This window comes from Streptomyces sp. HSG2 (assembly GCF_016598575.1).
Classification (GTDB): domain Bacteria; phylum Actinomycetota; class Actinomycetes; order Streptomycetales; family Streptomycetaceae; genus Streptomyces.
The window spans coordinates 4,671,701-4,697,070 of record NZ_CP066801.1 but is presented as its reverse complement, the minus strand read 5'-3'; the positions used below and the strand labels follow the sequence as shown (position 1 = coordinate 4,697,070).

Annotated in this window: 24 protein-coding genes and 1 riboswitch; of the genes, 5 read left to right on the top strand and 19 right to left on the bottom strand. The window is 72.6% G+C overall.

The window, feature by feature from the left end:
• The first annotated feature begins 226 nt into the window (after positions 1-226).
• On the top strand, positions 227-601 hold the full coding sequence (locus JEK78_RS20455; protein ID WP_109379407.1) for an RNA polymerase-binding protein RbpA: 375 nt from the start codon (positions 227-229) through the stop codon (positions 599-601).
• 165 nt (positions 602-766) lie between these two features.
• Here JEK78_RS20455 and fxsA read toward each other — a convergent pair whose 3' ends face one another.
• The 4 genes from fxsA to JEK78_RS20435 form a co-directional block, all read right to left on the bottom strand.
• Complete coding sequence (gene fxsA / locus JEK78_RS20450; protein WP_200261630.1) at positions 767-1,345, bottom strand: FxsA family membrane protein; 579 nt, start codon at positions 1,343-1,345, stop codon at positions 767-769.
• A gap of 45 nt (positions 1,346-1,390) precedes the next feature.
• Complete coding sequence (locus JEK78_RS20445) at positions 1,391-2,254, bottom strand: polyprenol monophosphomannose synthase (RefSeq protein ID WP_200261629.1); 864 nt, start codon at positions 2,252-2,254, stop codon at positions 1,391-1,393.
• Positions 2,255-2,876: 622 nt separating this feature from the next.
• Positions 2,877-4,481, bottom strand: a complete 1,605-nt coding sequence (locus tag JEK78_RS20440; protein ID WP_200261628.1) for an amidohydrolase — start codon at positions 4,479-4,481, stop codon at positions 2,877-2,879.
• A gap of 98 nt (positions 4,482-4,579) precedes the next feature.
• Positions 4,580-5,020, bottom strand: a complete 441-nt coding sequence (locus JEK78_RS20435) for an Lrp/AsnC family transcriptional regulator (RefSeq protein WP_200261627.1) — start codon at positions 5,018-5,020, stop codon at positions 4,580-4,582.
• A gap of 213 nt (positions 5,021-5,233) precedes the next feature.
• Here JEK78_RS20435 and JEK78_RS20430 point away from each other — a divergent pair, with 213 nt between their 5' ends.
• The gene (locus JEK78_RS20430; RefSeq protein WP_200261626.1) at positions 5,234-5,671 is read left to right on the top strand and encodes a hypothetical protein; all 438 of its coding nucleotides are present in this window, start codon (positions 5,234-5,236) and stop codon (positions 5,669-5,671) included.
• A gap of 94 nt (positions 5,672-5,765) precedes the next feature.
• Here JEK78_RS20430 and JEK78_RS20425 read toward each other — a convergent pair whose 3' ends face one another.
• Positions 5,766-6,938, bottom strand: a complete 1,173-nt coding sequence (locus JEK78_RS20425) for an acyl-CoA dehydrogenase family protein (RefSeq protein ID WP_200261625.1) — start codon at positions 6,936-6,938, stop codon at positions 5,766-5,768.
• Between the two features lie 257 nt (positions 6,939-7,195).
• A complete protein-coding gene (locus tag JEK78_RS20420) occupies positions 7,196-8,548 on the bottom strand; it encodes a peptidase C39 family protein (RefSeq protein ID WP_200261624.1) in 1,353 nt (450 codons plus the stop codon).
• Between the two features lie 210 nt (positions 8,549-8,758).
• On the opposite strand from JEK78_RS20420, the gene JEK78_RS20415 reads away from it, so the two are divergent.
• Together JEK78_RS20415 and JEK78_RS20410 are read left to right on the top strand one after the other, a co-directional pair.
• Positions 8,759-9,358, top strand: a complete 600-nt coding sequence (locus JEK78_RS20415; protein ID WP_200264277.1) for a hypothetical protein — start codon at positions 8,759-8,761, stop codon at positions 9,356-9,358.
• Positions 9,359-9,784: 426 nt separating this feature from the next.
• Positions 9,785-11,644, top strand: coding sequence for an AAA family ATPase (locus tag JEK78_RS20410; RefSeq protein ID WP_200261623.1), 1,860 nt, complete (start codon positions 9,785-9,787; stop codon positions 11,642-11,644).
• Positions 11,645-11,704: 60 nt separating this feature from the next.
• On the opposite strand, the gene JEK78_RS20405 is transcribed toward JEK78_RS20410, so the two are convergent.
• The 8 genes from JEK78_RS20405 to JEK78_RS20370 all read right to left on the bottom strand — a co-directional run bounded on the left by JEK78_RS20405 (position 11,705) and on the right by JEK78_RS20370 (position 18,047).
• Positions 11,705-12,163: a PH domain-containing protein gene (locus JEK78_RS20405; protein WP_200261622.1), complete on the bottom strand. Its 459-nt coding sequence runs from the start codon at positions 12,161-12,163 to the stop codon at positions 11,705-11,707.
• Positions 12,164-12,211: 48 nt separating this feature from the next.
• A complete protein-coding gene (gene hisG, locus JEK78_RS20400) occupies positions 12,212-13,060 on the bottom strand; it encodes an ATP phosphoribosyltransferase (protein ID WP_200261621.1) in 849 nt (282 codons plus the stop codon).
• Positions 13,061-13,105: 45 nt separating this feature from the next.
• Positions 13,106-13,378, bottom strand: a complete 273-nt coding sequence (locus JEK78_RS20395) for a phosphoribosyl-ATP diphosphatase (protein WP_200261620.1) — start codon at positions 13,376-13,378, stop codon at positions 13,106-13,108.
• A gap of 34 nt (positions 13,379-13,412) precedes the next feature.
• Positions 13,413-13,898: a 6,7-dimethyl-8-ribityllumazine synthase gene (ribH, locus tag JEK78_RS20390; protein ID WP_200261619.1), complete on the bottom strand. Its 486-nt coding sequence runs from the start codon at positions 13,896-13,898 to the stop codon at positions 13,413-13,415.
• Between the two features lie 52 nt (positions 13,899-13,950).
• Positions 13,951-15,237, bottom strand: coding sequence for a bifunctional 3,4-dihydroxy-2-butanone-4-phosphate synthase/GTP cyclohydrolase II (locus tag JEK78_RS20385; protein ID WP_200261618.1), 1,287 nt, complete (start codon positions 15,235-15,237; stop codon positions 13,951-13,953).
• Positions 15,234-15,878, bottom strand: coding sequence for a nicotinamide mononucleotide transporter family protein (locus tag JEK78_RS20380; protein ID WP_200261617.1), 645 nt, complete (start codon positions 15,876-15,878; stop codon positions 15,234-15,236). The genes JEK78_RS20385 and JEK78_RS20380 overlap by 4 nt, the downstream gene beginning before the upstream one ends.
• Complete coding sequence (locus tag JEK78_RS20375) at positions 15,875-16,483, bottom strand: riboflavin synthase (protein ID WP_200261616.1); 609 nt, start codon at positions 16,481-16,483, stop codon at positions 15,875-15,877. The genes JEK78_RS20380 and JEK78_RS20375 overlap by 4 nt, the downstream gene beginning before the upstream one ends.
• Positions 16,484-16,641: 158 nt before the next feature.
• Positions 16,642-16,772: riboswitch (FMN riboswitch) on the bottom strand.
• A 123-nt stretch (positions 16,773-16,895) separates the two neighbouring features.
• Entirely contained in the window at positions 16,896-18,047 is a 1,152-nt protein-coding gene (locus JEK78_RS20370; RefSeq protein WP_200264276.1) for a glycoside hydrolase family 6 protein, read from the bottom strand.
• A 149-nt stretch (positions 18,048-18,196) separates the two neighbouring features.
• On the opposite strand from JEK78_RS20370, the gene JEK78_RS20365 reads away from it, so the two are divergent.
• A complete protein-coding gene (locus JEK78_RS20365) occupies positions 18,197-18,952 on the top strand; it encodes a DUF5995 family protein (protein WP_242483152.1) in 756 nt (251 codons plus the stop codon).
• A 26-nt stretch (positions 18,953-18,978) separates the two neighbouring features.
• Here JEK78_RS20365 and JEK78_RS20360 read toward each other — a convergent pair whose 3' ends face one another.
• From JEK78_RS20360 to JEK78_RS20340, 5 genes are all read right to left on the bottom strand, one after another.
• Complete coding sequence (locus tag JEK78_RS20360) at positions 18,979-20,676, bottom strand: NAD(P)/FAD-dependent oxidoreductase (RefSeq protein ID WP_200261615.1); 1,698 nt, start codon at positions 20,674-20,676, stop codon at positions 18,979-18,981.
• Between the two features lie 59 nt (positions 20,677-20,735).
• Positions 20,736-21,524, bottom strand: a complete 789-nt coding sequence (locus JEK78_RS20355; RefSeq protein ID WP_200261614.1) for a carbon-nitrogen hydrolase family protein — start codon at positions 21,522-21,524, stop codon at positions 20,736-20,738.
• A 193-nt stretch (positions 21,525-21,717) separates the two neighbouring features.
• The gene (locus tag JEK78_RS20350) at positions 21,718-22,947 is read right to left on the bottom strand and encodes an MFS transporter (protein WP_200261613.1); all 1,230 of its coding nucleotides are present in this window, start codon (positions 22,945-22,947) and stop codon (positions 21,718-21,720) included.
• Positions 22,948-23,303: 356 nt separating this feature from the next.
• Complete coding sequence (locus tag JEK78_RS20345) at positions 23,304-23,747, bottom strand: Lrp/AsnC family transcriptional regulator (RefSeq protein WP_200261612.1); 444 nt, start codon at positions 23,745-23,747, stop codon at positions 23,304-23,306.
• A 169-nt stretch (positions 23,748-23,916) separates the two neighbouring features.
• The gene (locus JEK78_RS20340; RefSeq protein WP_200264275.1) at positions 23,917-25,359 is read right to left on the bottom strand and encodes a GuaB1 family IMP dehydrogenase-related protein; all 1,443 of its coding nucleotides are present in this window, start codon (positions 25,357-25,359) and stop codon (positions 23,917-23,919) included.
• Between the last annotated feature and the right edge of the window lie 11 nt (positions 25,360-25,370).

Below are 25,370 nucleotides of genomic sequence, written 5' to 3'. Positions count from 1 at the left end.
TTCCTGCGCACCGAAGGTTCCGATATGCCGGGTGACATATACCGGCGGATGTGACGAATCGGACGTCGGTGGGTACTGCACTGGTTGACAAGGGCTGCGGCTACGACGGCGACACACACCCGGAACGGCACTCGGGACGGGAATCTTCAACGCCGACCGGACGTTGACCGGATGACGACGACAGCGACACCTGTCCTGTGGGCGACAAGCCCGGGAGGCACGATTCATGAGTGAGCGAGCTCTTCGCGGCACGCGCCTCGTGGTGACCAGCTACGAGACGGACCGCGGCATCGACTTGGCCCCGCGCCAGGCCGTGGAGTACGCATGCGAGAAGGGGCACCGGTTCGAGATGCCCTTCTCGGTCGAGGCGGAGATCCCGCCGGAGTGGGAGTGCAAGGTCTGCGGTGCGCAGGCACTCCTCGTGGACGGCGACGGTCCGGAGGAGAAGAAGGGCAAGCCCGCTCGCACGCACTGGGACATGCTCATGGAGCGACGCACGCGCGAGGAGCTCGAAGAGGTCCTGGAAGAGCGGCTGGCCGTGCTGCGCTCGGGAGCGATGAACATCGCGGTACACCCGAGGGACAGCCGCAAGTCCGCCTAGCGCACGCTCGTCACGCCCGGCTCCGGCCCGCCTGGTCCGTACCGGGCGTCGGGAACCGCGTAGGTCACACCGCAGGGTGCGACCTACGCGGTTTCGGCGTGTCCGGCCTCGCTCACCCCGGCGCGCCTTCGAGGGTCGCGATCTCGTGGGAAGCCGAGCGACCGTTCAGCGTGCGAGCGGCGGGCGCCCGTCGTCCGGGGCGTGGTCCGGTCCGGGATCCCGGACGACCTCTCCCGGGACGACCTTGCCGTCGGGCCGGTGCATCCGCGCCTGCCGCACGGCGTCCCCCAGCGTGCCGGGCCGGGCCCGGCTCAGCCCCCGCTCCACCGCGCGCCGGGCGAGACGGACCACCCACCGCTGGACGGGCGGCACCAGGAGCAGCAGGCCAAGGCCGTCCGACAACACCCCCGGCATGATCAACAAGAGACCGCCGAGCACGGTCAGTCCGTTGCCCTCGCTCTCCGCTCGCCCCGGGAGCTCCTGGCCGGACTCACGCTTGCGCAGGCTCTCCGACAGCGCGCGGAAGGCGCGGCGCCCCGCACGCTTCACGACCACCGAACCGAGGAAGAGACCCGCCAGAAGGATCAGCAGCACGACCCACCCGCTGCTCGCGGACGCGATCACCGTCAGCAGCCAGATCTCCACCACCAGCCACGCGGCCACCGTCAGGGGGAGCAGCGCACGCAACCGGGAGCGCCGAGGTCGGGCGGCCGAGTTCCCGAGGGGCCGGGTGCCTGTCGTCATGCTCCCATTGTGCCTGGTCTCGCCCCGGCCCGGACGGCCGGGCGGTCAGGGCCGGCCGGAACGGTACGGCGACGGCGCGCGACGCTCGACGGCGTTCTCTCCCCCGGACGTCTCCCGCCCGGAGCGATCACGGTCGCGCACCTTGCCGAACCACTCCCCCGCCCCCCAGGCGGTCACCCGCCAGAGTGCCTCCACCAGGATGTCCCGACTCATCTTGGAATCCCCGAACTCCCGCTCGACGAAGGTGATAGGCACCTCGACGACGTGGTAGCCGGCCTTGACCGCCCGGCGGGCCAGGTCGACCTGGAAGCAGTAGCCCTGGGAGGCGACATCGCCCAGCCCCAGGCCGTCGAGGGTCTCCCGTCGGAAGGCGCGGTAGCCACCGGTGACGTCCCGCAGCGGCAGGTCCAGTGCCAGCCTGGAGTAGAGGCTTCCTCCCCGGGAGATGGCCTCGCGGGAACGGGGCCAGTTCACCACCCGCCCCCCGGGCACCCAGCGCGAACCGAGGACCAGGTCAGCGCCCTTCAGCGCGGTGAGCAGCCGGGGGAGTTCCTCCGGCTGGTGCGAACCGTCGGCGTCCATCTCGACCAGGACGCCGTAGTCGCGCTCCAGCCCCCATCGGAAGCCGGCGAGGTAGGCGGCGCCGAGCCCTTCCTTGCCCTGGCGGTGCAGCACGTGGACCCGGCCGTCGGCGGCGGCGAGATCGTCGGCGATCGCGCCCGTACCGTCGGGGCTGTTGTCGTCGGCCACGAGCACGTGCGCGTCGGGAACGGCCTCGCGTACCCGCCTCACCACGGCCGCGATGTTGTCCGCCTCGTCGTACGTCGGGATGATCACCAGAACCGTGCCGAGCGGTCCGAACCTTCTCCCGTGGTCCGGCCTCTCGCGCTCCCCGTCACCGTCGTTCACCTTGTCTCCTTACGAGGATGCTCCGGCCCGCGGGCCGGGGAGGAATCGAAGCTCCCGCGGAGCGGGGCACGGGATAGGGCAATGCGCAGGGGACCACCATAATGGCCCGCCGCCGAGCCGACCTGACGGGACGTCCGCACGGCGGTGTCGTCGGACGGGCTCTCGCCCCGAGCGTCCGCCGTCTCCACGGCGCCGCGTACCGACACGAGCGACCCGCGAACGGACAGTGCGGGTGGGGGCCCGGCGCCCTTCGGGCCGACCCCGGGACCCGCCGGCTGCGGATCGACCGGGACCGTTGTCTACTGAGCGCCCGGGCCCCACCGGGTCACACCTCCCGACCGTCGCGGCGTCCCCCCGTCGCGGCGAGCGCTGGACCTGGCTCCCGATGGACGACCCGCGACACGCGCGCCGCCCGTGACCCAGCCGCGCCGCGACGGCGCGCGCCCGTTCCCCGGCCGGACGTCCGGTGGTGGACCCGGCCGAACCTACCGGCCTCCGACGCCCGCCTGTCAACCGCCACTCGACCTGCGGATCGAGTGGCGCCTGCCTGGTCAGGGCCTGGCTGGTTCGTGGCGAGCGACACAGCGGGGCCGGGGGATCGTCGCCCCGTCGGACGCGTCGATCACTCGCCCGGCCGTACGAAGATCGTGCGACCGCCGACCACGGTGCGCAGGCAGGTCGGAAGGTCCCGTCCGGGGGTCAGGTCGGGCAGACCGGGCGTGCCGGAGCGAGGGTCGGTCGACCAGCGGGCCACCCGGTCGTCGGGGGCCTGGACGACCAGGTCTCCGGTGCGCCAGACGGCGTAGTCGGCCGGGGCACCGGGGACCAGCACCCCCGCCTCGTCCCTGCCCTCGGCGCGGCTGCCGCCGCGGGTGTGGGCGGTGAAGGCCGCACGCACCGACACGCGGTGTTCCGGCGTGCGGTGGAACGCCGCGGCGCGCACCGCGCCCCACGGGTCCAGGGGGGTGACCGGGCTGTCCGAACCCAGAGCGAGCGGGACACCCGCCCTCAGCAAGGCCGCGAAGGGGTTGAGGGTGCGGGCCCGGTCGCTTCCGAGGCGACGGGCGTACATGCCCTCGGTCCCTCCCCAACGGCTGTCGAAGGCGGGCTGGACGGAGGCGGTGACGCCCAGGTCGGCGAAGGTCGCGATGGCTCCCTCCCCGATCATCTCGACGTGCTCCACCCGGTGCCGCGCCGCGCGGACCCGGGCGGCGCCGAGCCGGTCGGCGGCGGCCCGCAGCCCTTGGGCGACGCGAGTGAGGGCGGCGTCTCCGATGGCGTGGAACCCGGCCCGCAGGCCGGCCTCGGTACAGGCCACGACGTGCGAGGCGACCTCGCCCGCGTCCAAGTAGGCGATTCCGCCGTGGTCGGCGTCGGCGTAGGGCCGGCTCAGGCAGGCCGTGCGCGAGCCCAGCGCGCCGTCGACGAACAGATCGCCGGCGGCGCCGGCGGCGCCGAGCTCCCGCGCGCGGTCGACGTCCCGCTCCGCCCAGTAGCCGACGACCCGGGGGCCCGGTCGCTCGGCGGCCAGCGCCAGAAGCCCGGTGAGGTCGTCCTCGGAGGAGATCTCCGGCCCCGCGCACTCGTGGACCGTTCCGATGCCCAGGGAGGCCGCGTGGTCGAGCGCGGCGCGCTGAGCGGCCGTCCGCCCGCGCGCCGAGATCGCGCCGAGCGCCGCCGAGCGCACCGCGTGGTGCTCGTCGGCCGTCAGCGGACCATCGGTCCGCCGAGTCGCTCGCGGTGCCAGGTCGAGCAGCGCCGTGGTGACGACCGCGGAGTGCGCGTCGACGCGGCCGAGGTACAGCGGGCGGCCCCCGGCGGCCTCGTCGAGCTCGGAGCGGGACGGCGGACGTCCGTCCGGCCACCGGGCGTCGTCCCAGCCGTGGCCCAGCAGCACCCGGTCGTCCGGGTGGGCGAGGGCGTACGCGCGCACGCGCGCCAACGCGTCCTCACGCGAGACCGCCGAGGAGAGGTCCAGCCCGGTCAGGGCCAGGCCGGTGGCCGTGGTGTGGACGTGGGCGTCGGTGAAGGCCGGGGTGACGAGCGCCCCGGCCAGATCGATCACGTCGTCCACACCGTCCGCGAATCCGTCGGCCGCGCCCTCCGAGCCCACCCAGGCCACCCGACCCCGTTCGACGACCATGGCCGTCGCGAAGGGATCGGCGGGACTGTGGATCTCGCCGCGGCGCAGCAGGACGGTGTCGTTCGCGGTGGTGGGATCGTTCATGGCACCAGTCTCGCCCCTGCCGGGGCGGGTCTCGTACGGGGGTGGGCGGCTCTCGCCGCCCGGCCGCGGAGGCGGTGCGGCGAGAGCCGGGGCCGGGGTCAAAAACGCGGCGGTCGGGCCTCGTAGGGCGTCGAGAGAACCACGGTCGTCCGCGTGGACGCTCCGGCCAGCGAACGGACCCGGGCGAGCAGTTCCTCCAGTTCGTGGGGGCTGGCGACGCGCACCTTCAGGATGTAGTTCTCCTCGCCGGCCACGCTGTGGCAGGCTTCGATCTCCGGCATTCCGGCCAGCCGTTCCGCGATGTCGTCCGGCGCGCTGGGATCGAAGGGCTTCACGGAGATGAAGGCAGTCATCGGCAGGCCGACGGCGTCCGGATCGACGACGGCCGCGTAGCCTCGGATGACCCCCCGTTGCTCCAGACGGCGCACCCGCTGGTGCGCCGCCGAGGTGGACAGCCCCGTGGCCTTCCCCAGGTCGGTGTAGCTCATCCGCCCGTCCTCGACGAGCAACCGCACGATCCGCCGGTCCAGCTCCTCCATGGCCCAAGAACCTACCCTGCGCGTGTGTGCGCCGCGTGCGCGCGGTGGGATTCCGACGTTCCCGCACGCGACCGGACACCGATACGTGACGAACATCACAAGACGTGCGCGGTCTCCGTGATGTTCTCGTGATTACCGCCGAGGGCGGACGGGAAGTGCTTGCTGTGGTCGAGGCCGCAGTGCCGTCACGGCCCAGCTCTAGGGGGAGAATCCATGCACAGCCTTCAACGCCCCGGTCGCCCCGCGCTCAAGCACCGGCGACCGACCGCCGAGCCCGAGCCGGTGGATCGCGAACTCGAAGCGCCCGTCGAGGGAGACCACGACCTCCACGACACCTTCGAGACGTACCGCGTGGTGTGCCCGGACTGCCGGCAGCCCATCGCCCTGCTCGCCGACGAGGAGACACTGCCGGAGCACGCGCTCTGTGCCTCCCCTTGGAACCCGTTCGGCCTCACGGTGTGCGCCGGGACCGGCCGCGACGCCGCCGAGGCCCGCCCGGCGGACGAGTCGTACGCACCCCGGGAGGGCGAGACGGCCCGGGTGTTGACACTTCCGCAGGGGTTGGACTGGCGCACCCAGCCCTTCTCGCACGTGGGCGGCCCCGGATCACGCCCGATGCGCCGACCGCTGCTGGGTGGCCGCGCGGCCTGAGCGGGCACCCGCCGCCGATGCTCCCCGACACGGACGGGGGTGCCCGCGCCCGTCCGCGTCGGGGACGCCGGCCTCCGGTGCGGGCACCCCGGTGTCAGCGCTCCTCGGGGCCCGCGAGGTGTCGGGCGATGACCATCCGCTGGATCTGGTTGGTCCCTTCGACGATCTGCAGGACCTTCGCCTCCCGCATGTAGCGCTCGGCCGGGAAGTCCGAGGTGTAGCCGTAGCCACCGAGGACCTGCACGGCGTCGGTGGTGACCCGCATCGCCGCGTCGGTGCAGTAAAGCTTGGCCATGGCGGCCTGTTTGGCGAACGGTCGGCCCGTGTCCCGCAGCCGGGCCGCCGCGAGGTACAGCGCGCGACCGGCCTCGATCCGGGTGGCCATGTCCGCGAGCATGAAGCGCAGGCCCTGGAAGTCGACGATCCGCCGACCGAACTGCCGGCGGTCACCGGCATAGGCGAGCGCCTCGTCGAGTGCGGCCTGCGCCACGCCGATCGCACAGGCCGCGATGCCGAGACGCCCCGAGTCCAGCGCGGACAGTGCGATGGCGAACCCGCCGCCCTCCTCACCGAGGCGCCGGGAGTCCGGGACACGGACGCCGTCGAGGTGGACCTGGGCCGTGGGTGACCCCTTCATCCCCATCTTCTTCTCGGGCGCGGCGGCGTTCAGTCCGGGCGCGTCACCGGGCACCAGGAAGGCGGTGATCCCCCGGGGGCCGTCGTCGCCGGTACGTGCCATCACGGTGTAGAAGTCGGCGACACCACCGTGGGTGATCCACGCCTTGGTGCCGGTGATCAGCCAGTCCTCCCCCTCCCTCACGGCCCTGGTGCGCAGGGAGGCCGCGTCGGAGCCGGAGGCGGGCTCGGAGAGGCAGTACCCGCCGAGGGTGCCCCCGCCGAGCATCGTCGGGAGGTGCTCGGCCCGCTGCTCCTTCGTGCCGTGGGTGGCGAGCGCGTAGGAGGCCAGGGTGTGCACACTGACCCCGAGGCCCACGGTCAGTCGCGCGGCGGACAGCTCCTCGAGCACCTGGAGGTACACCTCGTACGGCTGCTCGCCGCCGCCGTGGGCGGAGTCGTAGGGCAGGCCCAACAGGCCCGCCTCGGAGAGCAGGGTGAAGACCCGGCGCGGGAAGAGACCCGCTTCCTCCTCCTCGGCCGCGCTCGGGGCGATCTCTCGCTCGGCGATGTCTCGGACGAGCGAGATGAGGTCCCGTGCCTCCTCCGTGGGCAGTTGCCGGTCCACCGGCTGCGGGGCGCGGTCGGGCATGCGACGCTCTCCTCCCTGTCGGGGCTCGGCGGAAGGGCGCCGCGGGTGGGCGGCTCCGCCGGGTCGTTCCGGGCCTGGCCGGACGGGGCCTCCGGGTCACGGAAGCCGCTGACCAGCGGCTGTGCGCTGTGAGTATGCCCGATCGATCATGGCCTGTCACTCGTGAGCGGCGTCCCGCTCGGCAGACGCGCGCCCTGGCCGCGCGACCGGGGCGCCGCAACCGTCCCCGGCCGAGCCGGCGTGGTGACCCGACTTCCTCAGTGGACGCCCACCGCCGCGAGCGCGAGGGTCCGGCGCGGACCGGGGTCCGTCGGGAAGTAGAGGTAGCACACCCCTCCCGTCCCGGACAGCACGCGTCCGGCGGCGTCCCGTCGCCTGGTGCGCAGCCAGACGTTCTCCCACTCGCGGCGACGGTAGACACGGCGGACCTCGACGTTGGTCGGCGCGGCCGGATCGTTCGCGATCACGTCGCCGTCACGGGTGAATCCGACCACCACCATCAGGTGGCCCGACGTGCCGTACCCCGCACCGGTCAGCTCCTCGGCCGAGAAGGACTGTGACGTGATCACCGGGATGCCCGCGGCGACCAGCCGTTCGAGGTCGGCCAGCGACTCCAGCCTGGTCACCACGGCGCGCAGACCGGGAAACCCGGCCGCGTAGGCGGCGTTGAAGGGCCAGTTGCCACAGCCGCCGTACTGGTGGTCGTAGGTGTGCCGGGCGGCGTGGCAGACCTGGGGATCGGTGTAGGTCGGGTCGACCCAGGACAGGGCCTCCTCGTCGACTCGACCGCCCCAGTACTCGACGACCATCTGCGAGGAGGCGGGGCTGCACCAGGCCTCGCCCCCGTCGTCGTACTCGGGGTACCGACCCCGGTGGATCTCCTGCGAATAGCGCGGGACGGCCAGTTCCGAGGCGCCCGCGGGCGGGGAGGGCGGGACGGTGAAACGGTCGGGCACATCGGAGCCTGCCGCGCCCAGCCGCCACAGGAGGGGCGTCGCGGCGGTCCCGGGACGGCGGTGCAGGAGCACCCGCAGGCGGACGGCGGTCAGACGGGATCCGGTCGCCGTGTCGTCCATGGCCAGGACGTCTGTGTGGACGGTGCTCCTGCCGTCGCCCTGCCCGTCGACCGAGTGGCGGCGGATGTCCTCGTCACCCGCGGCCCAGCGGCCCATGACGTACCAGGGCGTGCGGGTCCCGTCGGCGTACGTGGCGGACAGGTCGACCTGGATCCACGTGCCCGCCGGGGTGTGCGCGTTCCAGGAGGCGATGATCTCGGTCGCCGGCACCGCGAGAGGGCGCTCCGTCGACGTCCAGACGCCGTACTCCCACGGCTCGGTGGTGCCGGTGTGCGGATCGCGGTGGCGTCGGACGCCGAGGGGAGAGCTCAGGGCGATCGCGGGATCACGGCCGCGGTCGACGCGAACGCCCTGGGCCGTCCCCGAGCTCCAGTCGGCGGTCGAGGACCAGCTCAGGAAGTCCACTCGGCGTCCTGGGCCCGGCCGGGCGGCGGACGCTCCGGGGGACGCCGAGGCGACGGAGCCGCCGGCCGCGGCCGTGGCGGCCACGGCGAACAGTACGGAACGGCGGGACGGTGGTCGGCCTCTGCTCATGGTGGGTCGCCTCCCGAATGGCCCGGTCGTGGCCGGGATCTCGCGTGCTGGGGCCACTATCGCCGCCACCCCGGTCCTCGGCCAGCGTCCCGACCCGCGTCACGCCGGGACAACCTGGGTGGACCATCCACCCGCCCCGGGCTCGCCACGGGCGCCGACAGCCACTACGGTGGCGCGGTCCCCCGACCCTCGTCGCCTCCGGGAGCACCCATTCCTCCACTCACCACCAGGCTCCGCGACCTGCCGCCGACCTGCGGGCCCGTCCGACTGATCGGGGTGGACGGGCACGCGGGCTCGGGCAAGTCCACGTTCACGCGCCTGCTGGCCGAGCGACTCGGCGGCCCCCCGGTCCTGTGTCTGGACGACATCGCCGACCACGACCGGCTCTTCGACTGGACCGATCGCCTGTCCCGGCGGGTCCTGGAGCCGCTGGCCCGGGGCGAGACGGCCGTCTACTCCGCCTACGACTGGGCGTCGCGTCGGTTCGGGCCTCCACGCGAGTTGCCGCCCGCTCCGGTCGTGCTGATCGAGGGGGTCGGGGCGGGTCGGCGCGCGCTGCGGCCGCTCCTGGCGGCTTCGCTGTGGATGGATCTGTCGGCCTCTCAGGCGTGGGCCCGAGGCCGGGCGCGGGACGGCGATGCCCAGCGCGAGTTCTGGGACCGTTGGGAGCCCGCCGAGCGGGAGCACTTCGCCGAAGATCCCTCGCGCCCCTTCGCGGATCTGCTGGTTCGGCCGGGGCGCGAGGGGTATCGGTTGCTGGACGGACCCGGGGCCCGGCCTCGCTCATGGAGCGATCGTCACAGAGGGTGATCATTCGGAGGCATGGCGCCGCTACTGCGGGGATCTTCGATTTCTCATCGCCTCGCCCCCAACTCCGCTTGACCCCAAGGCAGTCCAGGTCCTACGTTCTGCATGCGCGACCTTCGGGTCGCCCCCTGACGCGAAGCCCCCGATTGTTCCCCCGTGATCGGGGGCTTCGCTCTGCCCCATGGGCGCCCCACTCACTCACTGTCCGTGAAGTCGCTTCGCGCTCCCTGGCGGCCTCCGATCCGCCCAGCGGCGGGCCGCCATCTCCTTCGGGCGGTCGCCCACGCGGGTACGATGCCCTCGGTGCGACCGGGGGGAGCACCGCGCGCACCCGGCAACTCCGGTCCGCGCCGGCGCGGTTGGATCGAGGACACCGGCGGGTCGGACCCGTCGGACCACCGACGGGGGCACGCTTTGTGGGGGGACCTGATGGACTTCGGCACGCAGAGCCCGCCCGCCCCGGCCGACCTCGCCTGGCTGCGCGGTGTGGACGCCTACACCCTGGGCGCGTACCCGCAGGCCGAGGAGGAATTCCGGACCGCCGTGCGGGTGGACCCGGGGATGGCCGACGGCTGGCTGGGGCTGCACGCGTTGCGGGTGGACACCACGACCGCGCTGCTGCGGATGTTCCGGCATCGGGACCGCTTCGGCGAGCAGCGGGCACGCCACCGGCGCACCCTCAACTCCTGGTACTGGTTGGGTTGGTGGGTACAGCCGGTCCTCGAACGCCCGCGGGACCTGGCGTTGGCGTACGCGTCCCACTGGCTGGACGGGCGCCACGTGGCGGAACTGGACCGCGCCCTGGCCGGCCTCCCGCCGGTCGACGGCGACCCTCAGGTGCGCTTCCTGCACGCCTGCCGTGCCTACCTGGTGAAGGACTGGGACCGGCTCGTCCGGCACACCGACCCCCTTCTCGGGGATCCCGTGCTGGGCGTCGAGGCCGGCCTGTTCGGCGGCATGGCCCGCGTGCGCATGGAGATGTACGGCCAGGCCGAGCCTCTGCTGTCGGCGGCGCTGATGCGCTGTCGGAGCGAGCAGCCGCAACGCAAGGAGTTGCGCTACTGGTTGGCGCGGGCCCACGAGGGGACCGGCCGCAGCGCCGCCGCTCTGCCCCTGTACCGGGCGGTGCACCGCGTCGATCCGGCCTTCATGGACACCTCGGCGCGACTCGCCGCGATCCACGAGGCCGACGGCCACGAGGAGGCCGGTGATCTGGTGACGCTCGCCTTGGCCGAGGTGGAACAGGAGGAGCGGGACTGCCTCCCGGACACGCTCGACCCCCTGTTCGGCACCGAGGCACGGGACCTGCGGCCGCCGGACCCACCGGCGCCCACCACGACGGTGGCGACCTCGGGAAGGTCGGCCCGATACGGGCCGGTGGCGCGGGACTCCGAACCGCCGACCGAGCCCGCCGACCCACTGCTCCTGGAGGAGGCGCTGGCCGAACTCGAACGCATGGTGGGGTTGGAGCCGGTGAAGCGCCAGGTGAAGGCCCTCTCGGCTCAGTTGGGGATGGCCCGGCTGCGAGCCGATCAGGGCCTGCCGGTGCAGCCGCCAAAGCGCCACTTCGTCTTCTCCGGTCCCTCGGGCACCGGGAAGACCACCGTCGCGCGCATACTCGGCCGGGTCTTCTACGCACTCGGACTTCTCGGCGGCGACCACCTGGTGGAGGCCCAGCGAGCGGACCTGGTGGGCGAGTACCTGGGCCAGACCGCGGTGAAGGCCAACGAGTTGATCGACTCGGCGCTCGGTGGGGTCCTCTTCGTCGACGAGGCCTACTCCCTGTCGAACTCCGGCTACGGCAGGGGCGACGCCTACGGCGACGAGGCCCTTCAGGTGCTGCTCAAGCGCGCGGAGGACAACCGCGACCACCTGGTGGTGATACTCGCCGGCCACCCCGAGGGCATGGACCGACTGCTGGCCGCCAACCCCGGACTGTCGTCCCGCTTCACCACCCGGGTGGACTTCCCGTCCTACCGCCCGGGGGAACTGACGGAGATCGGCGAGGTGCTCGCCGCGGAACACGGTGACTCCTGGGACGAGGAGGCCCGACAGGAGTTGCTCTCGATCGCCGGTCACGTCGTCGAGCAGGGCTGGATCGACGAGTTGGGCAACGGCCGCTTCCTGCGCACGCTGTACGAGAAGAGCTGCGCCTACCGGGACCTGCGACTGTCCTGTTGTCCGGACACGCCCACCCGTGAGGACCTGGCCACGCTCCGGCTTCCCGATCTTATCCAGGCGTACGGCGAGGTCCTCTCCGGGCGTGGGCCGGGGACGGCTCCGGAGTGAGCGGGCACCGGATGCCCGCCGCTCCGGCCGGCCCGCCCCGCGCACCGGGCCGCCGGCCGGTCAGGCCTGCCGTGGATCGGGGCCGGGGACGGAGCGCGCTTCGACCAGCGCCCTCAGGGCCCGGGCGTCGGCGACGGCCCGTTCCCTGGCGATACCCGGCTGGATGCCGAGTACCGGCAGGCTCGTCCCGTCGCTCAGGTCCAGGAACACCCACGGGTCACCCTGCCGGAGGTTGACCCGGACGATCTCGGCCCACTCCAACCGGCGAACGCTCACGAGATTGACCACGGTGACGCCCGACTCCTCCGCCACCACCTTGGGGCGCGCGAGCACGACGAGCACCGCGTCCAGCAGCAGGGCGGTCGCCACGAAGCTCAGCCGCTCCCCGGGGCCGAGCCGCTCCAACAGCAGGGCGACCGCGGTGATGGCCGCGAAACAGGCGACGGCGGCAGAGTACAGCACGGCACGGGTCCGGCCCGGCCGGAAGGTGACGGGCAATGCGGGCGGGTCGGACGTCACGCGGTCCACCTCTCGTCTCGGGTCCGCCGCGGCGCCCCGGTGGGGCGGTCAGAGACGGCAGGCGTGGATGGCCGTGGTCAGGATGGCGCGAGCACCGATCTGGTAGAGGCCGTCCATGATCTGTTGGGCCTCCTTGGAGGGGACCATGGCCCGCACCGCGACCCAGCCCTCGTTGTGCAGCGGCGAGACGGTCGGCGACTCCAGCCCCGGGGTGAGGGAGACCGCCTTCTCCAACTGCTCCACCCGGCAGTCGTAGTCCATCATCACGTACGTCCGGGCCACCAGGACGCCTTGGAGACGGCGCAGGAACTGCTGCACCTTGGCTTCCGCCGGATCCGCGCCGACACGGCGGACGACGATGGCCTCCGAGGTCATGATGGGATCGCCGAAGACCTCCAGCCCGGCGTTGCGCAGCGAGGTGCCCGTCTCCACGACGTCGGCGATGACCTGGGCCACACCCAGTTCGACGGCGGTCTCGACGGCCCCGTCGAGGTGGACGACGGACGCGTCGATCCCCCGGTCGGCAAGGTGCCTGGCCACGATGCCCTCGTAGGAGGTGGCGACGGTGTTGCCCGCCAGGTCCGAGAGGTCGCGCGCCGCTCCCGGCTTGGCCGCGAAGCGGAAGGTGGACCTGGCGAAGCCCAGCGGGAGGATCTCCTCGGCCTCGGCGCCGGAGTCGACCAGCAGGTCCCGTCCGGTGACGCCGATGTCCAGCCGGCCGGAGGAGACGTAGATCGCGATGTCCCGAGGGCGGAGATAGAAGAACTCGACCTCGTTCACCGGATCGACGACGCGCAGTTCCTTCGACTCGCGGCGCTGCTGGTAGCCGGCCTCGTGGAGCATCTCCGCCGCAGGGCCGGCGAGTGAACCCTTGTTGGGGACGGCGATGCGCAGCATGGAGTCGGCTTCCTTTGCGTGAGAGGGTTCTGCACGAGGTGTGGTCTAGAGGTGGGCGTACACGTCGTCGAGGGTGATGCCTCGGGCCACCATCATCACCTGGACGTGGTAGAGCAGCTGGGAGATCTCCTCGGCCGTGGCCTCCTTGGCCTCGTACTCGGCGGCCATCCAGACCTCCGCGGCCTCCTCGACGACCTTCTTGCCGATGGCGTGAACCCCACTGTCCACCAGCTCGGCGGTGCGGGAGGTGGCGGGGTCACCGTGTGCGGCCTTGTGCTGGAGCTCGCTGAACAGCTCCTCGAACGTCTTCTTGGACATGGTGACCCCAACCCTACGCGCTTCGCCCGGGTGCTCAGCGCCAGGGTTCCGAGAGCGACCGGAGGGTGGCCGCCGTGGCCACGGCGGCGGTGACCGCCTCGTGCCCCTTGTCCTCGGCCGACCCCGGCAGACCCGCCCGGTCCACGGCCTGGTCCTCGGTGTCGCACGTGAGCACCCCGAACCCGACCGGGACCCCGGTGTCGACCGACACCCGGGTCAGTCCCTCCGTGACACCTTGGCACACGTACTCGAAATGGGGAGTCCCACCGCGCACGACGACCCCGAGCGCGACGATCGCGTCGTAGCCCCGATCGGCCAGGGCCTTGGCCACGACCGGAAGCTCCCAGCTCCCGGGGACCCGCAGCAAGGTGGGCTCGTCGATGCCCAGATCGCGCAGAGCACGGAGCGCGCCGTCGACGAGTCCGTCCATCACCTTCTCGTGCCACCGCGCCGCGACGACGGCCACCCTGAGGTCCCCCACTCCGCTGACGAACAGCTCGGGCGCGCCCTTGCCACTCATGTTCTCTCCTCGTGTCTCGTCTGTCTCGTCTGTCTTGTCGGGTCCCGCTCGGCTACTCCTCCCGGTGGCCGGACCCCACCGGGGTGTCGAGCCAGGGCAGGTCGTGCCCCATCCGATCGCGCTTGGTGCGCAGGTACCGCAGGTTGTGCTCGCCGGCCTGGACGGGCATCGGCTCGCGGCGGACCGGGCGGATGCCGTGTCGTGCGAGGGCGTCGGCCTTCTCCGGGTTGTTGGTCATCAGTCGCACCCCGCTCACCCCCAGATCCGCCAGGATCTCCGCGCCCGCGCGGTAGTCGCGGGCGTCGGCGGGCAGGCCGAGTTCCAGGTTGGCGTCGAGGGTGTCGCGGCCCCGCTCCTGGAGTTCGTAGGCGCGCAGCTTGGACATCAGTCCGATGCCCCGGCCCTCGTGGCCCCGCAGATAGACGACCACTCCGCGACCCTCGGCGCGGACGCGGTCCATGGCCGCGTCCAGTTGGGGGCCGCAGTCGCAGCGCAGGGAACCGAAGACGTCACCGGTCAGGCACTCCGAGTGCAGGCGGACCAGGACGTCCGCGCCGTCGCCGAGGTCCCCGTGGACCAGGGCGACGTGCTCGACGCCGTCGGCGGAGAGGTAGCCGTGCGCCGTGAAGGCCCCGTGCCGGGTGGGCAGGGGGACCGACACCTCACGCCGCACCGACGGCTCGGCCCGCCTCCGATAGGCGATCAGGTCCTCGATGGAGATGATCGTCAGATGGTGCTTCCGGGCGAACGGGACGAGCTCGGGGAGCCGCAGCATGCGCCCGTCCTCCCCGGCGATCTCCACGATGGCCCCCGCGGGCCGCAGCCCCGCCATCCGGGCGAGGTCCACGGCGGCCTCGGTGTGGCCGTCGCGGGCCAGGACCCCGCCGGGGCGCGCGCGCAGGGGAAAGACGTGCCCCGGCCGGACCAGGTCGCCGGGCGTCGCCGTGCCGCCGGCGAGCAGTCGGAGCGTCCTGGCCCGGTCGGCGGCGGAGATGCCGGTGGTCACCCCGTGCGCGCCGGACGCGTCCACCGAGACGGTGAACGCGGTGCGCAGGGCCTCGGTGTTGTCCCGGACCATCTGCGGGAGCCGCAGTCGGTCCAGTTCGTCGCCCTCCATGGGCGCGCAGATCAGGCCGCGGCACTCGCTCATCATGAAGGCGACGATCTCCTCGGTGACCAGCTCGGCGGCCACGACGAGATCCCCCTCGTTCTCCCGCCCCTCGTCGTCGACGACGACGACGGGGCGCCCCGCGGCGATGTCCGCCACCGCGCGTTCGACGGGGTCCAGCGCGAGATCCTCGGTTTCCGCGGGAGGGCTGAGGACGGTTGCCACGGTCATGCGGGGGTTCCTTCCGGGACGGTCGGCGCGGCCCCGCGCGAGCGCAGCCACCAGTCGCGCAGACCCCACAGGACGAGCGCGCCGTAGACGATGTAGACGAAACCGGAAAAGGCGAATCCGTTGGCGAAGTTCAACGGGACACCGACCAGGTCGACGAGCAACCACGCGAGCCAGAACTCGACCATGCCACGCGCCTGGGCGTACATGGCGACCACGGTCCCGACGAAGAGATAGGCGTCCGGCCAGGGGTCCCAGGACAGGGTGGGGAAGGCGGTGAACAGTCCGCCCACGACCAGCGTGCCGGCGAGCGCCGACCCCGCCAGGACCCCTCGCTCCCGCCAGGTGGCGAAGCGTACGGCGATCGAGCCGTCCCGCTCCCGCCGCCGGCCGCGGGTCCACTGGTGGAAGCCGTAACAGGCGACCACCATGACGACGATCTGCTTGCCCGCGCTGCCGGAGAGGTGGGCGGTCGCGAAGGCCGCGAACAGGACGAGACCGGAGACGAACTGCGCCGGCCACGTCCAGATCGAGCGGCGCCATCCCAGGGCCAGGGCCGTCAGCCCGATGACGTTGCCGATCATGTCCGACCACTTGATGTGCTGGTCGAGAACAGTGAACGCCTCCGCGTTGAGCCAGTTCACCGGTGGTTCTCCGCGGCGGGAAGGGACATGAGGCGCTCGACGTACTTGGCGACCACGTCCACCTCCAGGTTGACCGGGTCGCCGATCCGCTTGGCGCCGAGCGTGGTCAGCTCCAGCGTCGTGGGGATCAGACTGACGGTGAAGAAGTCGGCCCCGACGTCGACGACGGTCAGGCTGACGCCGTCGACGGCCACGGAGCCCTTCTCCACGACGTAGCGGGCCAGGGTGGCGGGGAGCGAGATCCTGACGATCTCCCAGTGGTCGGACGGCGTGCGCTCCACGACTCGGCCCGTCCCGTCCACATGGCCCTGCACGATGTGTCCGCCGAGGCGGTCGCCGACGGCGGTGGGCCGCTCCAGGTTGACCGGGGAGCCGACCGACAGGGAACCCAGGCCGGAGCGGTCAAGGGTCTCCGCCATGACGTCGGCGGTGAACTCGTCGCCCTCGTGTGCGACGACCGTGAGGCACACGCCGTTGACGGCGATGGAGTCGCCGTGGCTCACACCCTCGGTGACGATGGCGCCGCGCAGTCGAAAGCGGCGGGCGTCGCGGAGGATCTCGACGGCGGCTACCTCGCCCAGCTCTTCGACGATTCCGGTGAACACTGCCCGGGCCCTCCTGCCTCATCGGGCGCGGACTCCGGGGATGTCGACGAGCGACGTATGAAGCGGTCGGGAACCCCTCGAAGCGGCACCGGACCTAGACCGGCCCCGGGTACGACCCGTGGACGGACGGTACGGCGGCGCGCACGGAGGCCCGCCCGCCGCGCACTGCCTCCCATCCGGACTTTCACCGTCGGTCCAGGAATTCCACCTGGTCAACCGGCCGCTGGAAGCGGCCGGGTCGCGGACTGTAACCGCCGGCTCGGACTTTCACCGACCCCGGAGTGCGCTGCTTCTGGTACGGGGCCAGTCTGCCACGCTCGACAGGAGGCCATGCGGGTGAAGGATGTGGGGTGGATCACATCCTTCACCCCTCCGGGCCGTCGGATCGCTCGGGGCCAACGGGACGCCCGAGTCAGCCCGCCAGCTCGCTGGCGTACTCCGGGCTGAACGTGCCGGGCCTGGCCAGGCACCCGTCGGACTCGCCCGGCAGCTTGATCCACAGGTAGGCGTCCACACGATCCTCGCCGGTGGTCAGCGTCGGGGGGCGACCAAGGGCACGCCCCTCGGGATCGCACCAGGCACCGTCCGCCGGGGGCCCGTTGCCGTTGCGGCTGGTGTCCACCACCGCTCCCAGCGACTCGGGACCGCCGAGCGCCTCCAACACCTCCCGGGCGTATCCCACCTCGTCCGCGGTGGTGTGGAAGTTGGACACGTTGGTGAAGACACCGTCGGAGGCTTCGGGTGAGGCCGCGCCGGCCCCCCGAAGCCAGGCGGCCTGGACGTCCGGCGCGTGCCAACCGGAGTGACCGGCGTCGAAGTAGACCCTGGCCCGGGGATTGGCCTCCTTGAACACGCGTCCGGCACGGGCCAGGGAGGCGAACCGTCCGTCACGCGCCACCTGGGTCAGGCACTCGGCCTGGGCGACGGCGTCGGGCTCCAGTACCACGATGACCTCGGCGCTTCCCAGGCCGGCGGCGAACAGGTCGATCCAGTCGTCGTAGGCCGCGAGATCGGGGGCGCCGCCGAGCGAGTGGCCGCCGCAGTCCCGGTCCGGGATGGCGTAGGGCACGACGACCGGCACTCGTCCCTCGGCCTCCCCGCCCGAGGTCACCGCCCGCACCCGCTCGGTGATGGTGTCCGGCGTGTAGTCGGCGAACCACACGGCCGCGGGTCGGTCGGCAATCTCGGAGACGATCCTGGGAAGCCGCGGGTCGTCCGGGTTCTCCCGAACCCAGTCGAGAACCCGGGAATCGGGGTGACGGTACAGCCCCGCGGTTTTCGGCGTCTCCTCCGCCTCCGCCGGTTCCCGGCCGCTCGCGGGAGGGTCGGGAGGCGTGAAGGGTGTGGCCGGGCGGGGCGCCGCGGACGGCGCCGACGAGGGTTCGGTGTGACGGGAGACCGGCCGCACCGGGTTCGGCGCCGGAGGCCGCTCGTCGGCGATCACCGTCGGCGACGACCGAGCGGCCTCGGGGTCGACCCCGTCGCCTCCCCCGCCCTCTCTCGGCGAGGCGAGCACCCCGGTCGCCGTGGCCACGGCGACCACGATCGACGCGGCGGCGACCATCGCGTCCCGCCCGATGACCCGTCCGCGCCGAGCGCGGAGGTCCGACATGTCCCTTCCCCCTCTCCCACACGGCGGGCACGTTCCCTCGTTCCGGGGAAGCACCGGGCCCGCCGGCACTCGCGCCACCCTAGGGCTGCCACGCTGCCGTCATGGCCCAGTGCGAGCAACTCACCACCGCGGTCGGTCCGATGGTTTCCGCCCGGGGCCGGATGCGGGAACTCGACTCCGCCCTCCCTCCACGGGACGGGGTCGCCGTCTTCAACCGTGTCTACCTGACGGTGGCGGAGGCGGTCGCCGCGAAGCCGACCGGCGGCGGGTTTCCGCAGGTCCGGGCCACGATCGTGCTGGTGGAGCGGCTGGCGGCCCGCTACCTCGGCGCCGTGGGCACCATGGACGCCGGCCACGTGCCGCCGGCCGCGTGGCGACCCCTCCTGCGGCTCCGCCGGCACGCCGGAGTACGCCCCGCGCAGTTCGCGCTCGCCGCGATCAACGCGCACGTCGGCCACGATCTCACGCTCGCCGTCGTGGACGCCTGCCGTACCCTCGACTGCGAACCTGCGGACATGGAGGACGACTTCGATCGGGTGGGCGACCTGCTCACGGTGCTGGAGGAGCGGGTCCACGACGAGTTGGTACCGGGCCCGGAGGTGCTCCGTGTCACCGATCCCCTGGCGCACCTCCTGGACGCCTGGCGGCTCGACCGGGCGCGGGAGACGGCCTGGGCCTCGGCCCGGGCTCTGTGGTCGCTCGACCGCCGGCCCGAGGTGGCGCGGGACTTCGCCGCCAGGCTGGACGCGGGGGTCGGGCTGGCGACCCGGCTGCTGCTCACCCCCTTGCCGGACGGCCTCGACGGCGCCCACTCGCGACCGCGTGTCGGGCAGGCCCTCGGCGCGCACCGGGCGTGAGCCGTCCGGCCGGGGCGGAGACCTCCTCAGTCCTCGGGGAGTTCGAGCGGCGCGATGGCGTCGTACACGTCCCCGGGGCCGGGATTGGCGGCGTCGGTGGCACCGCCCAGATGGTGCATGACGCCCCATACGGCGTTGAGCGCCGTCTGCACGGCACCCTCCGCCCACCCGGCGGTCCAGGAGATGTCGTCGCCGGCCAGGAACAGCCCTCGCTTGTCCGCCGGCAGGCGGTCCTGCATGAAGTGGGTGAACAACCGCCGCTGGTAGCGGTAGTGTCCGGGCAGGTTCGCCTTGAACGCCCCCATGAAGTACGGCTCGTTCTCCCAGGAGACCGTCACCGGATCCCCGATGACGTGCCGACGGATGTCCACCCCGGGATAGATCTCGCCGAGCGACGCGAGCATGACCTCCATGCGCTCTTCGGCTGAGAGCGGCAGCCACTTCAGGCTGTCGTCGCACCAGGTGTAGGAGAGACAGATCACGGCGGGTCGGTCCGGACCGTTGTCGAGCAGGTAGGTGCCTCGGGTCATCCGATCGGTGAGGGTCATCGACATCCTGTCCCGCCCGGTGCGCGCGTCCTTGTCCAGCCAGAACGGCCGGTCGACGGGGACGAAGAGCTTCGAACTCTCCATGTAGTGGGTGCGCTCGATGGCGGTCCAGTGGTCGATGGGGAAGAGCGCGTCGTCACATGCGATCTTGGACAGCAGCATCCACGACTGGGCGGTGAAGATCGCGGCACGGTAGGTCCGGGTGTCGCCGGCGGCGTCGGTCACCGCGACGCGGTCGCCCTCGACGCGGCGCAGCCGGGTGACCGCGGGGCGTGGTTCGCCGCCCTGGTGCAGAGAGGCGAGGGAGGTGCCCTGTGGCCAGTGGACGATCTTCCCCGGCTCCCGCTCCCAGAGCCGCAGCGGCAGCTGCTGCGAGCCCCCCACGATGCCCTGATGATGATCGTCGGCCTCGCTGTAGACGACCCTGAGGATCTCCAGGATGGAGTTGGGGAAGTCCGTGTCCCAGCCGCCCGTGCCGAAACCGACCTGGCCGAAGATCTCCCGGTGCCGGAATGAGCGGAAGGCCTCGGAGTCGCACAGGAAGCCGTAGAAGGTCTGGTCGTCCAACTCACGGACCAGGCGCGACCATATCTCGCGGATGCGCGGGACGTCGCGTTCGCGCATGGCGCGGTTCATGTCGGAGAAGTCGGCGCCCTCCTCGAGACAGCGGTTCCACGCGTCCGCCACGTCCCGGTAGACCTGGGGCAGATCGGCGATGGTCTCGGCGTAGTGGGTCTCCCCCTTGAGGTCGACCACCGTGGACGGGGTGGCGTCGGCCAGGGGGTTGGGAAACGGCTCCGTGCGAAGCCCCACGAGGTCGACGTAGTGCCGCAGGGCGGTCGAGGACGGCGGGAATCGCATCGCGCCGAGCTCGGCGGTCAAGGTCTCGTCACAGCCGTCGAAGCCCACGGTGCGCAGCCGTCCGCCGATCCGATCGGCCTCGTACACCACGGGCCTCAGCCCCATCTTCATCAACTCGTAGGCGGCCACCACACCGGACAGCCCCCCTCCGACGACGGCCACCTCCGTGCCGTGCTCGGTCGCGGGGACCTGGCCCAACCCCGCCGGATGCGCGAGGAAGTCGTCGTAGCCGTAGGGAAAGTCCGGCCCGAACATGGTGATGGGCGGCTGCGCCCCGGCGGGCTGCTCGACGGCGTTGGGCACGGTGGACGTCATGGGGCGAGGACTCCTTGCGCGAACGGTGGTGCGGGTGGTGCGGACCGGCGGTCGGCCGGTCAGGCGAGGGATCCGTACAGGCCGGGCCGGCGGTCGACCAGATACGGGTTGGCCGCGCGGGAGGCGGCGAGGATCGCCGGATCGGCGTCGGCGACGATCAGCTCCTCGGACCGTCCCGCGCGGGCCCGGGCCAGGCCGTCCGGCCCGGCGAGCACGGACAGCCCCACGAACTCGTGCGCGCCCTCCCGGCCCACTCGGTTGACGTACGCGACGTACATCTGGCTCTCGAAGGCGCGCACCGGCACAAGCTGCTCGGCGACGAACTCGAACGGGTGGGCCTGTGCCGTCGGCACGACCAGCAGATCGGTGCCGGCGAGCGCGTGGGCGCGCACGACTTCGGGGAACTCCACGTCGTAGCAGACCAACAGGCCGACGGTCAGGCCGTGGAGCGAAGCCTGGACCACCGCACTTCGCCCCGGGGCGAAGTGCTCCCGCTCGTACGCGCCGAACAGGTGCGTCTTGCGGTACCCGGCCAGCCGATCGCCCTCGGCGGAGATGAGCTGCACGGTGTTGAAGACCCTCGCCCCGGCCCGCTCCGGGCATCCGTAGGCGATGGCCAGACCGCGACGCGCGGCGATCTCCGCGACGGCCTCGGCCGAGGGACCCCGCACGGGCTCGGCCAGCCGGGCCAGCTCCGCGCCGATCGCGTAGCCGGACAGGAACAACTCCGAGGTGACGAGCAACCTCGCCCCCGCCTCGGCGGCCCGGCCGGCCGCCTCGTCGAGGACCGAGAGGTTCTCGACGGGCGAGCCGGGGCGGCCGGAGTGCTGGAGCAGGGCGGTGCGCATGGGGATCCTCGGAAGGGGCTGGTGGGGCGGGGCCGGATAGACGCTACGGTGGCGATTCCGCCGGCGACAAGAAGCCGCCGTTGCGCTCTTTGGCGTGGTTCGTTGCGCGAGACAGGATGGGAACGGCGATTCGTTGCGTGCCCCTCGGGCTTCCCGCCTCGGCTGCCGCCGGGAACCGGCACCCGCCTCGGCGTCAGGGTGCGGAACGGTCCGGACCGACCCGACCGGGCCCGTCCCTCCGCGCGTCGACGACCGGCAACATCGCCACCAGCAGGTAGGGCAGGGCCGCCCAGGCGAACGCCGAGCCGTGCCCGGTCGTCGCGGCCGTCGCCGCGTACGCGGCGAAGACGGCCAGCGTGGCCACCTGGGTGCCGAGCCCCGCCACCGAGGTGAGGGTGGCGCGCCCGGTGTCCTCGATCCGGCTCTGCAGACGGGCGTCGGCGAGCACCTCCGCCAGTTGGAAGCCACCGAACGCCACGGCGACCAGCACCAGCGCGCCCGGGGTGCCCGCCGCTCCGCCGGCGGCGAGGGCGAGGGCCGACCCGACCAACAGCCCCGCCAGCCCCTTCGGACCCATCCGTTCGGCCGATCCGGCCAGCAGGCCTCCGACCGCGGCTCCGGCCCAGACCACCAGCAGCACCCAGGGGACGTCCGCGTGCGCCACGCCGGTCTCGCCGGCCAGCAGCGGGGTGTACTCGTCCAGGGCTCCCCAGATCGCCCCGACCGCCGGCACCAACAGCAGCGCGGCCCGGACCGACCGGTCGGAGCGGGCCTCGGCGAACCCGGCGCGCAGGGGTCCGACCCAGCCTCGCGCGGCCTCGGGGGACGGACGCCGGTGCTCCGGGAACAACGTGGCGACAGCGGCTCCGACGAGACAGACCAGTACGCTCGCGGCCCCGACCGCCGGGTAGCCGCCCCAGGAGAAGACGGGGCCGGCCAAGGCCATGGCGGCCATCACGGCCATCAGACCGACCGAACGGGCACGCCCCATCACGCGGGCGTACCGGTCGGCCGCGCCCGCGTGGTCCAGTTCGTCGTGGACGAGAGCCTGCAGCGCACCCGAGCACAGGGCCCCGCCCACGCCCCACAGCACGAAGCCGAGGGCGAAGGCACCGTAGGAGGGCACCAGCACCCACGAGGCGAATCCGGCGGCCGTCGACAGGGGACCGAGCACCAGCGAGGCGCGCCGGGAGACGGCGTCGGCCCACACGCCGGACGGCACCTCCAGGACCACGACGGTGCCGGACCACAGGGCGAACAAGCTGCTGATCTGCCAGACGGACAGTCCGGTGTCCTGGAAGAACAGGGCGTAGAGGGGGTAGAGGAGGACGAACTCCCCGCAGAACACGTAGACGTGGAGAACGCGCGTCAGCCGCCGGAGAGAAGCGGCGGGCATCGAGGCGCGCTCGGTGGAGAGGGTCATGAGGCCTTCCCGAGAGCTGGACGCGGACACCGGGCTCAGGGGGCCCGGGGTGGCCCTCGGGTGGCTCTACTGGTGGGTCAATGTCGCCAGTTCATGCGCCCCATCCTAGGAGGAGGGGGCCGGAGGGGAAAGGGACTTCTCGGCGGCACCGGCGGCGGCCCCGCTCCCGACTCCGGGAGGGCGTGCGGGGGCGTGCGGCGGATACGCCGTCTCGGGAGCGGCCTTCGCGCGCGGACTCCGGCCCACCGGGCCAGGGGTGCGACGGCGAGGGGCGGACGCGCGCCGTGCCCTCCCCGTCCTCGTGGTGGCGGACCGCCCGGCGGTGGTGGGCCGAGCGGCTTCGCGGCGCCGTTGGGTCACGCCGAGGTGAACCGGCGCAACAGCGGGGAGAGGACCAGTACGGACCTGGTGCGCTCCACGAAGGACTCCCCCGCGATCCGCTCCAGCACTCGCTCGAAGTGGCGCATGTCCGAGGCGATGACCTGGGCGACGGCGTCCGCCTCGCCGGTCACCGTGGAGGCCGAGACGACCTCCTGGTAGCGCTCCAGGCCCCGCCTGATCGTCTCGGGGGACGTGCTGCGACGGCAGAAGATCTCGACGAGTCCCTCCGTCTCCCAGCCGAGAGCCGCCGGGTCGACTCGCACCGTGAATCCGGTGATGGCCCCGGTTGCACGGAGCCGGTCCACGCGTCTCTTCACCGCCGGCGCGGAGAGGCCGACCATGCTTCCGATGGTCGCGTAGGAGCGGCGGGCGTCCTCGGCGAGGGCGCGCACGATGCGCGCGTCGAGTTCGTTCAGCACGGGCGGATGGTCACTTCGCTTCTGAAGGGGCGGTCTCGGGACGGCGGTCACGCGGCCGCGGCGACCCCCGCAGTAGACCACGTCGGCGACGCCCGCCCGGAACGCCGGACCGGCGACGGCGGGGGCGCGCCTCCCTCGGCCGGGCGACCGTGCGGGCGCGCTCGGGTCGTCAGTTCCAACTGGAGTGGAGCGGCTTGCCCTCCGCGTAGCCGGCGGCGCTCTGGACGCCGACGACGGCCTTCTCGGCGAACTCCGCGAGGGACCCGGCACCGGCGTAGGTGCAGGAGGAGCGGACACCCGCGATGATCGCGTCGATGAGGTCCTCCACCCCGGGGCGGACCGGGTCGAGGTACATCCGCGAGGTGGAGATGCCCTCCTCGAAGAGCGCCTTGCGAGCACGGTCGTACGCCGACTCCTCCGAGGTGCGGTTGCGCACCGCGCGGGCGGAGGCCATGCCGAACGACTCCTTGTACAGACGCCCGTCGGCGTCCTGCTGCAGGTCGCCCGGGGACTCGAAGGTACCGGCGAACCAGGAGCCGACCATCACGTTGGAGGCACCCGCGGCCAACGCCATCGCCACGTCGCGGGGGTGCCGGATTCCACCGTCGGCCCAGACGTGCTTGCCGTGCTTGCGCGCCTCGGCCGCGCACTCCAGGACGGCGGAGAACTGGGGTCGGCCGACACCGGTCATCATCCGGGTGGTGCACATGGCCCCCGGGCCGACGCCCACCTTGACGATGTCGGCCCCGGCCTCGATCAGGTCGCGGACGCCCGCGGCGGCCACGACGTTGCCCGCCACCACCGGCACCTCCGGGTCGAGGGCACGGACGCGCCGCACCGCGCCGACCATGGATTCCTGGTGGCCGTGGGCGGTGTCGATGACGAGCGCGTCGACCCCGGCGTCGAGGAGTTGTCGGGCCTTGCCCGCGACGTCGCCGTTGATCCCGACGGCGGCGGCGATCCGCAGCCTCCCCCGGGCGTCGGTGGCGGGCCGGTACAGCGTGGCGCGCAGGGCACCCTTGCGGGTGAGGATGCCCGCCAGGGTGCCGTCCTCGGCGACGGCCGGGGCGTAGCGCCGGTTGGCGTTGTCCAGGGTGTTGAACGCCTCACGCGGATCGAGACCGGCGTCGATGAGCAGCAGGTCCTTGGACATCACCACGTCGAGCTGGGTGAAGCGGTCCACCCCGGTGAGGTCGGCGTCGGTGACCACGCCGACGGGCCGGTGTCGCTCGTCCACCACCACGCCGGCGTTGTGCGCCCGCTTGGGCAGCAGGGCCAGCGCGTCCGCGACGGTCTGGTGGGGAGCGAGCACGATCGGGGTGTCGAGGACATGATGGCGGCCCTTGACCCAGGAGACCACCTCGGCGACGACCTCGATGGGGATGTCCTGGGGGATCACCACCAGTCCGCCGCGCCGGGCGACCGTCTCCGCCATGCGGCGTCCGGCCACCGCGGTCATGTTGGCCACCACCAGCGGGATGGTGGTGCCCGTGCCGTCGGGCGAGGCCAGGTCCACGCCCTGTCGCGAGCCCACGGCGGAACGGCTCGGCACCATGAAGACGTCGTCGTACGTCAGGTCGTACGAGGGCTGGAGGTCATTGAGGAAACGCACGTGCTGCACAT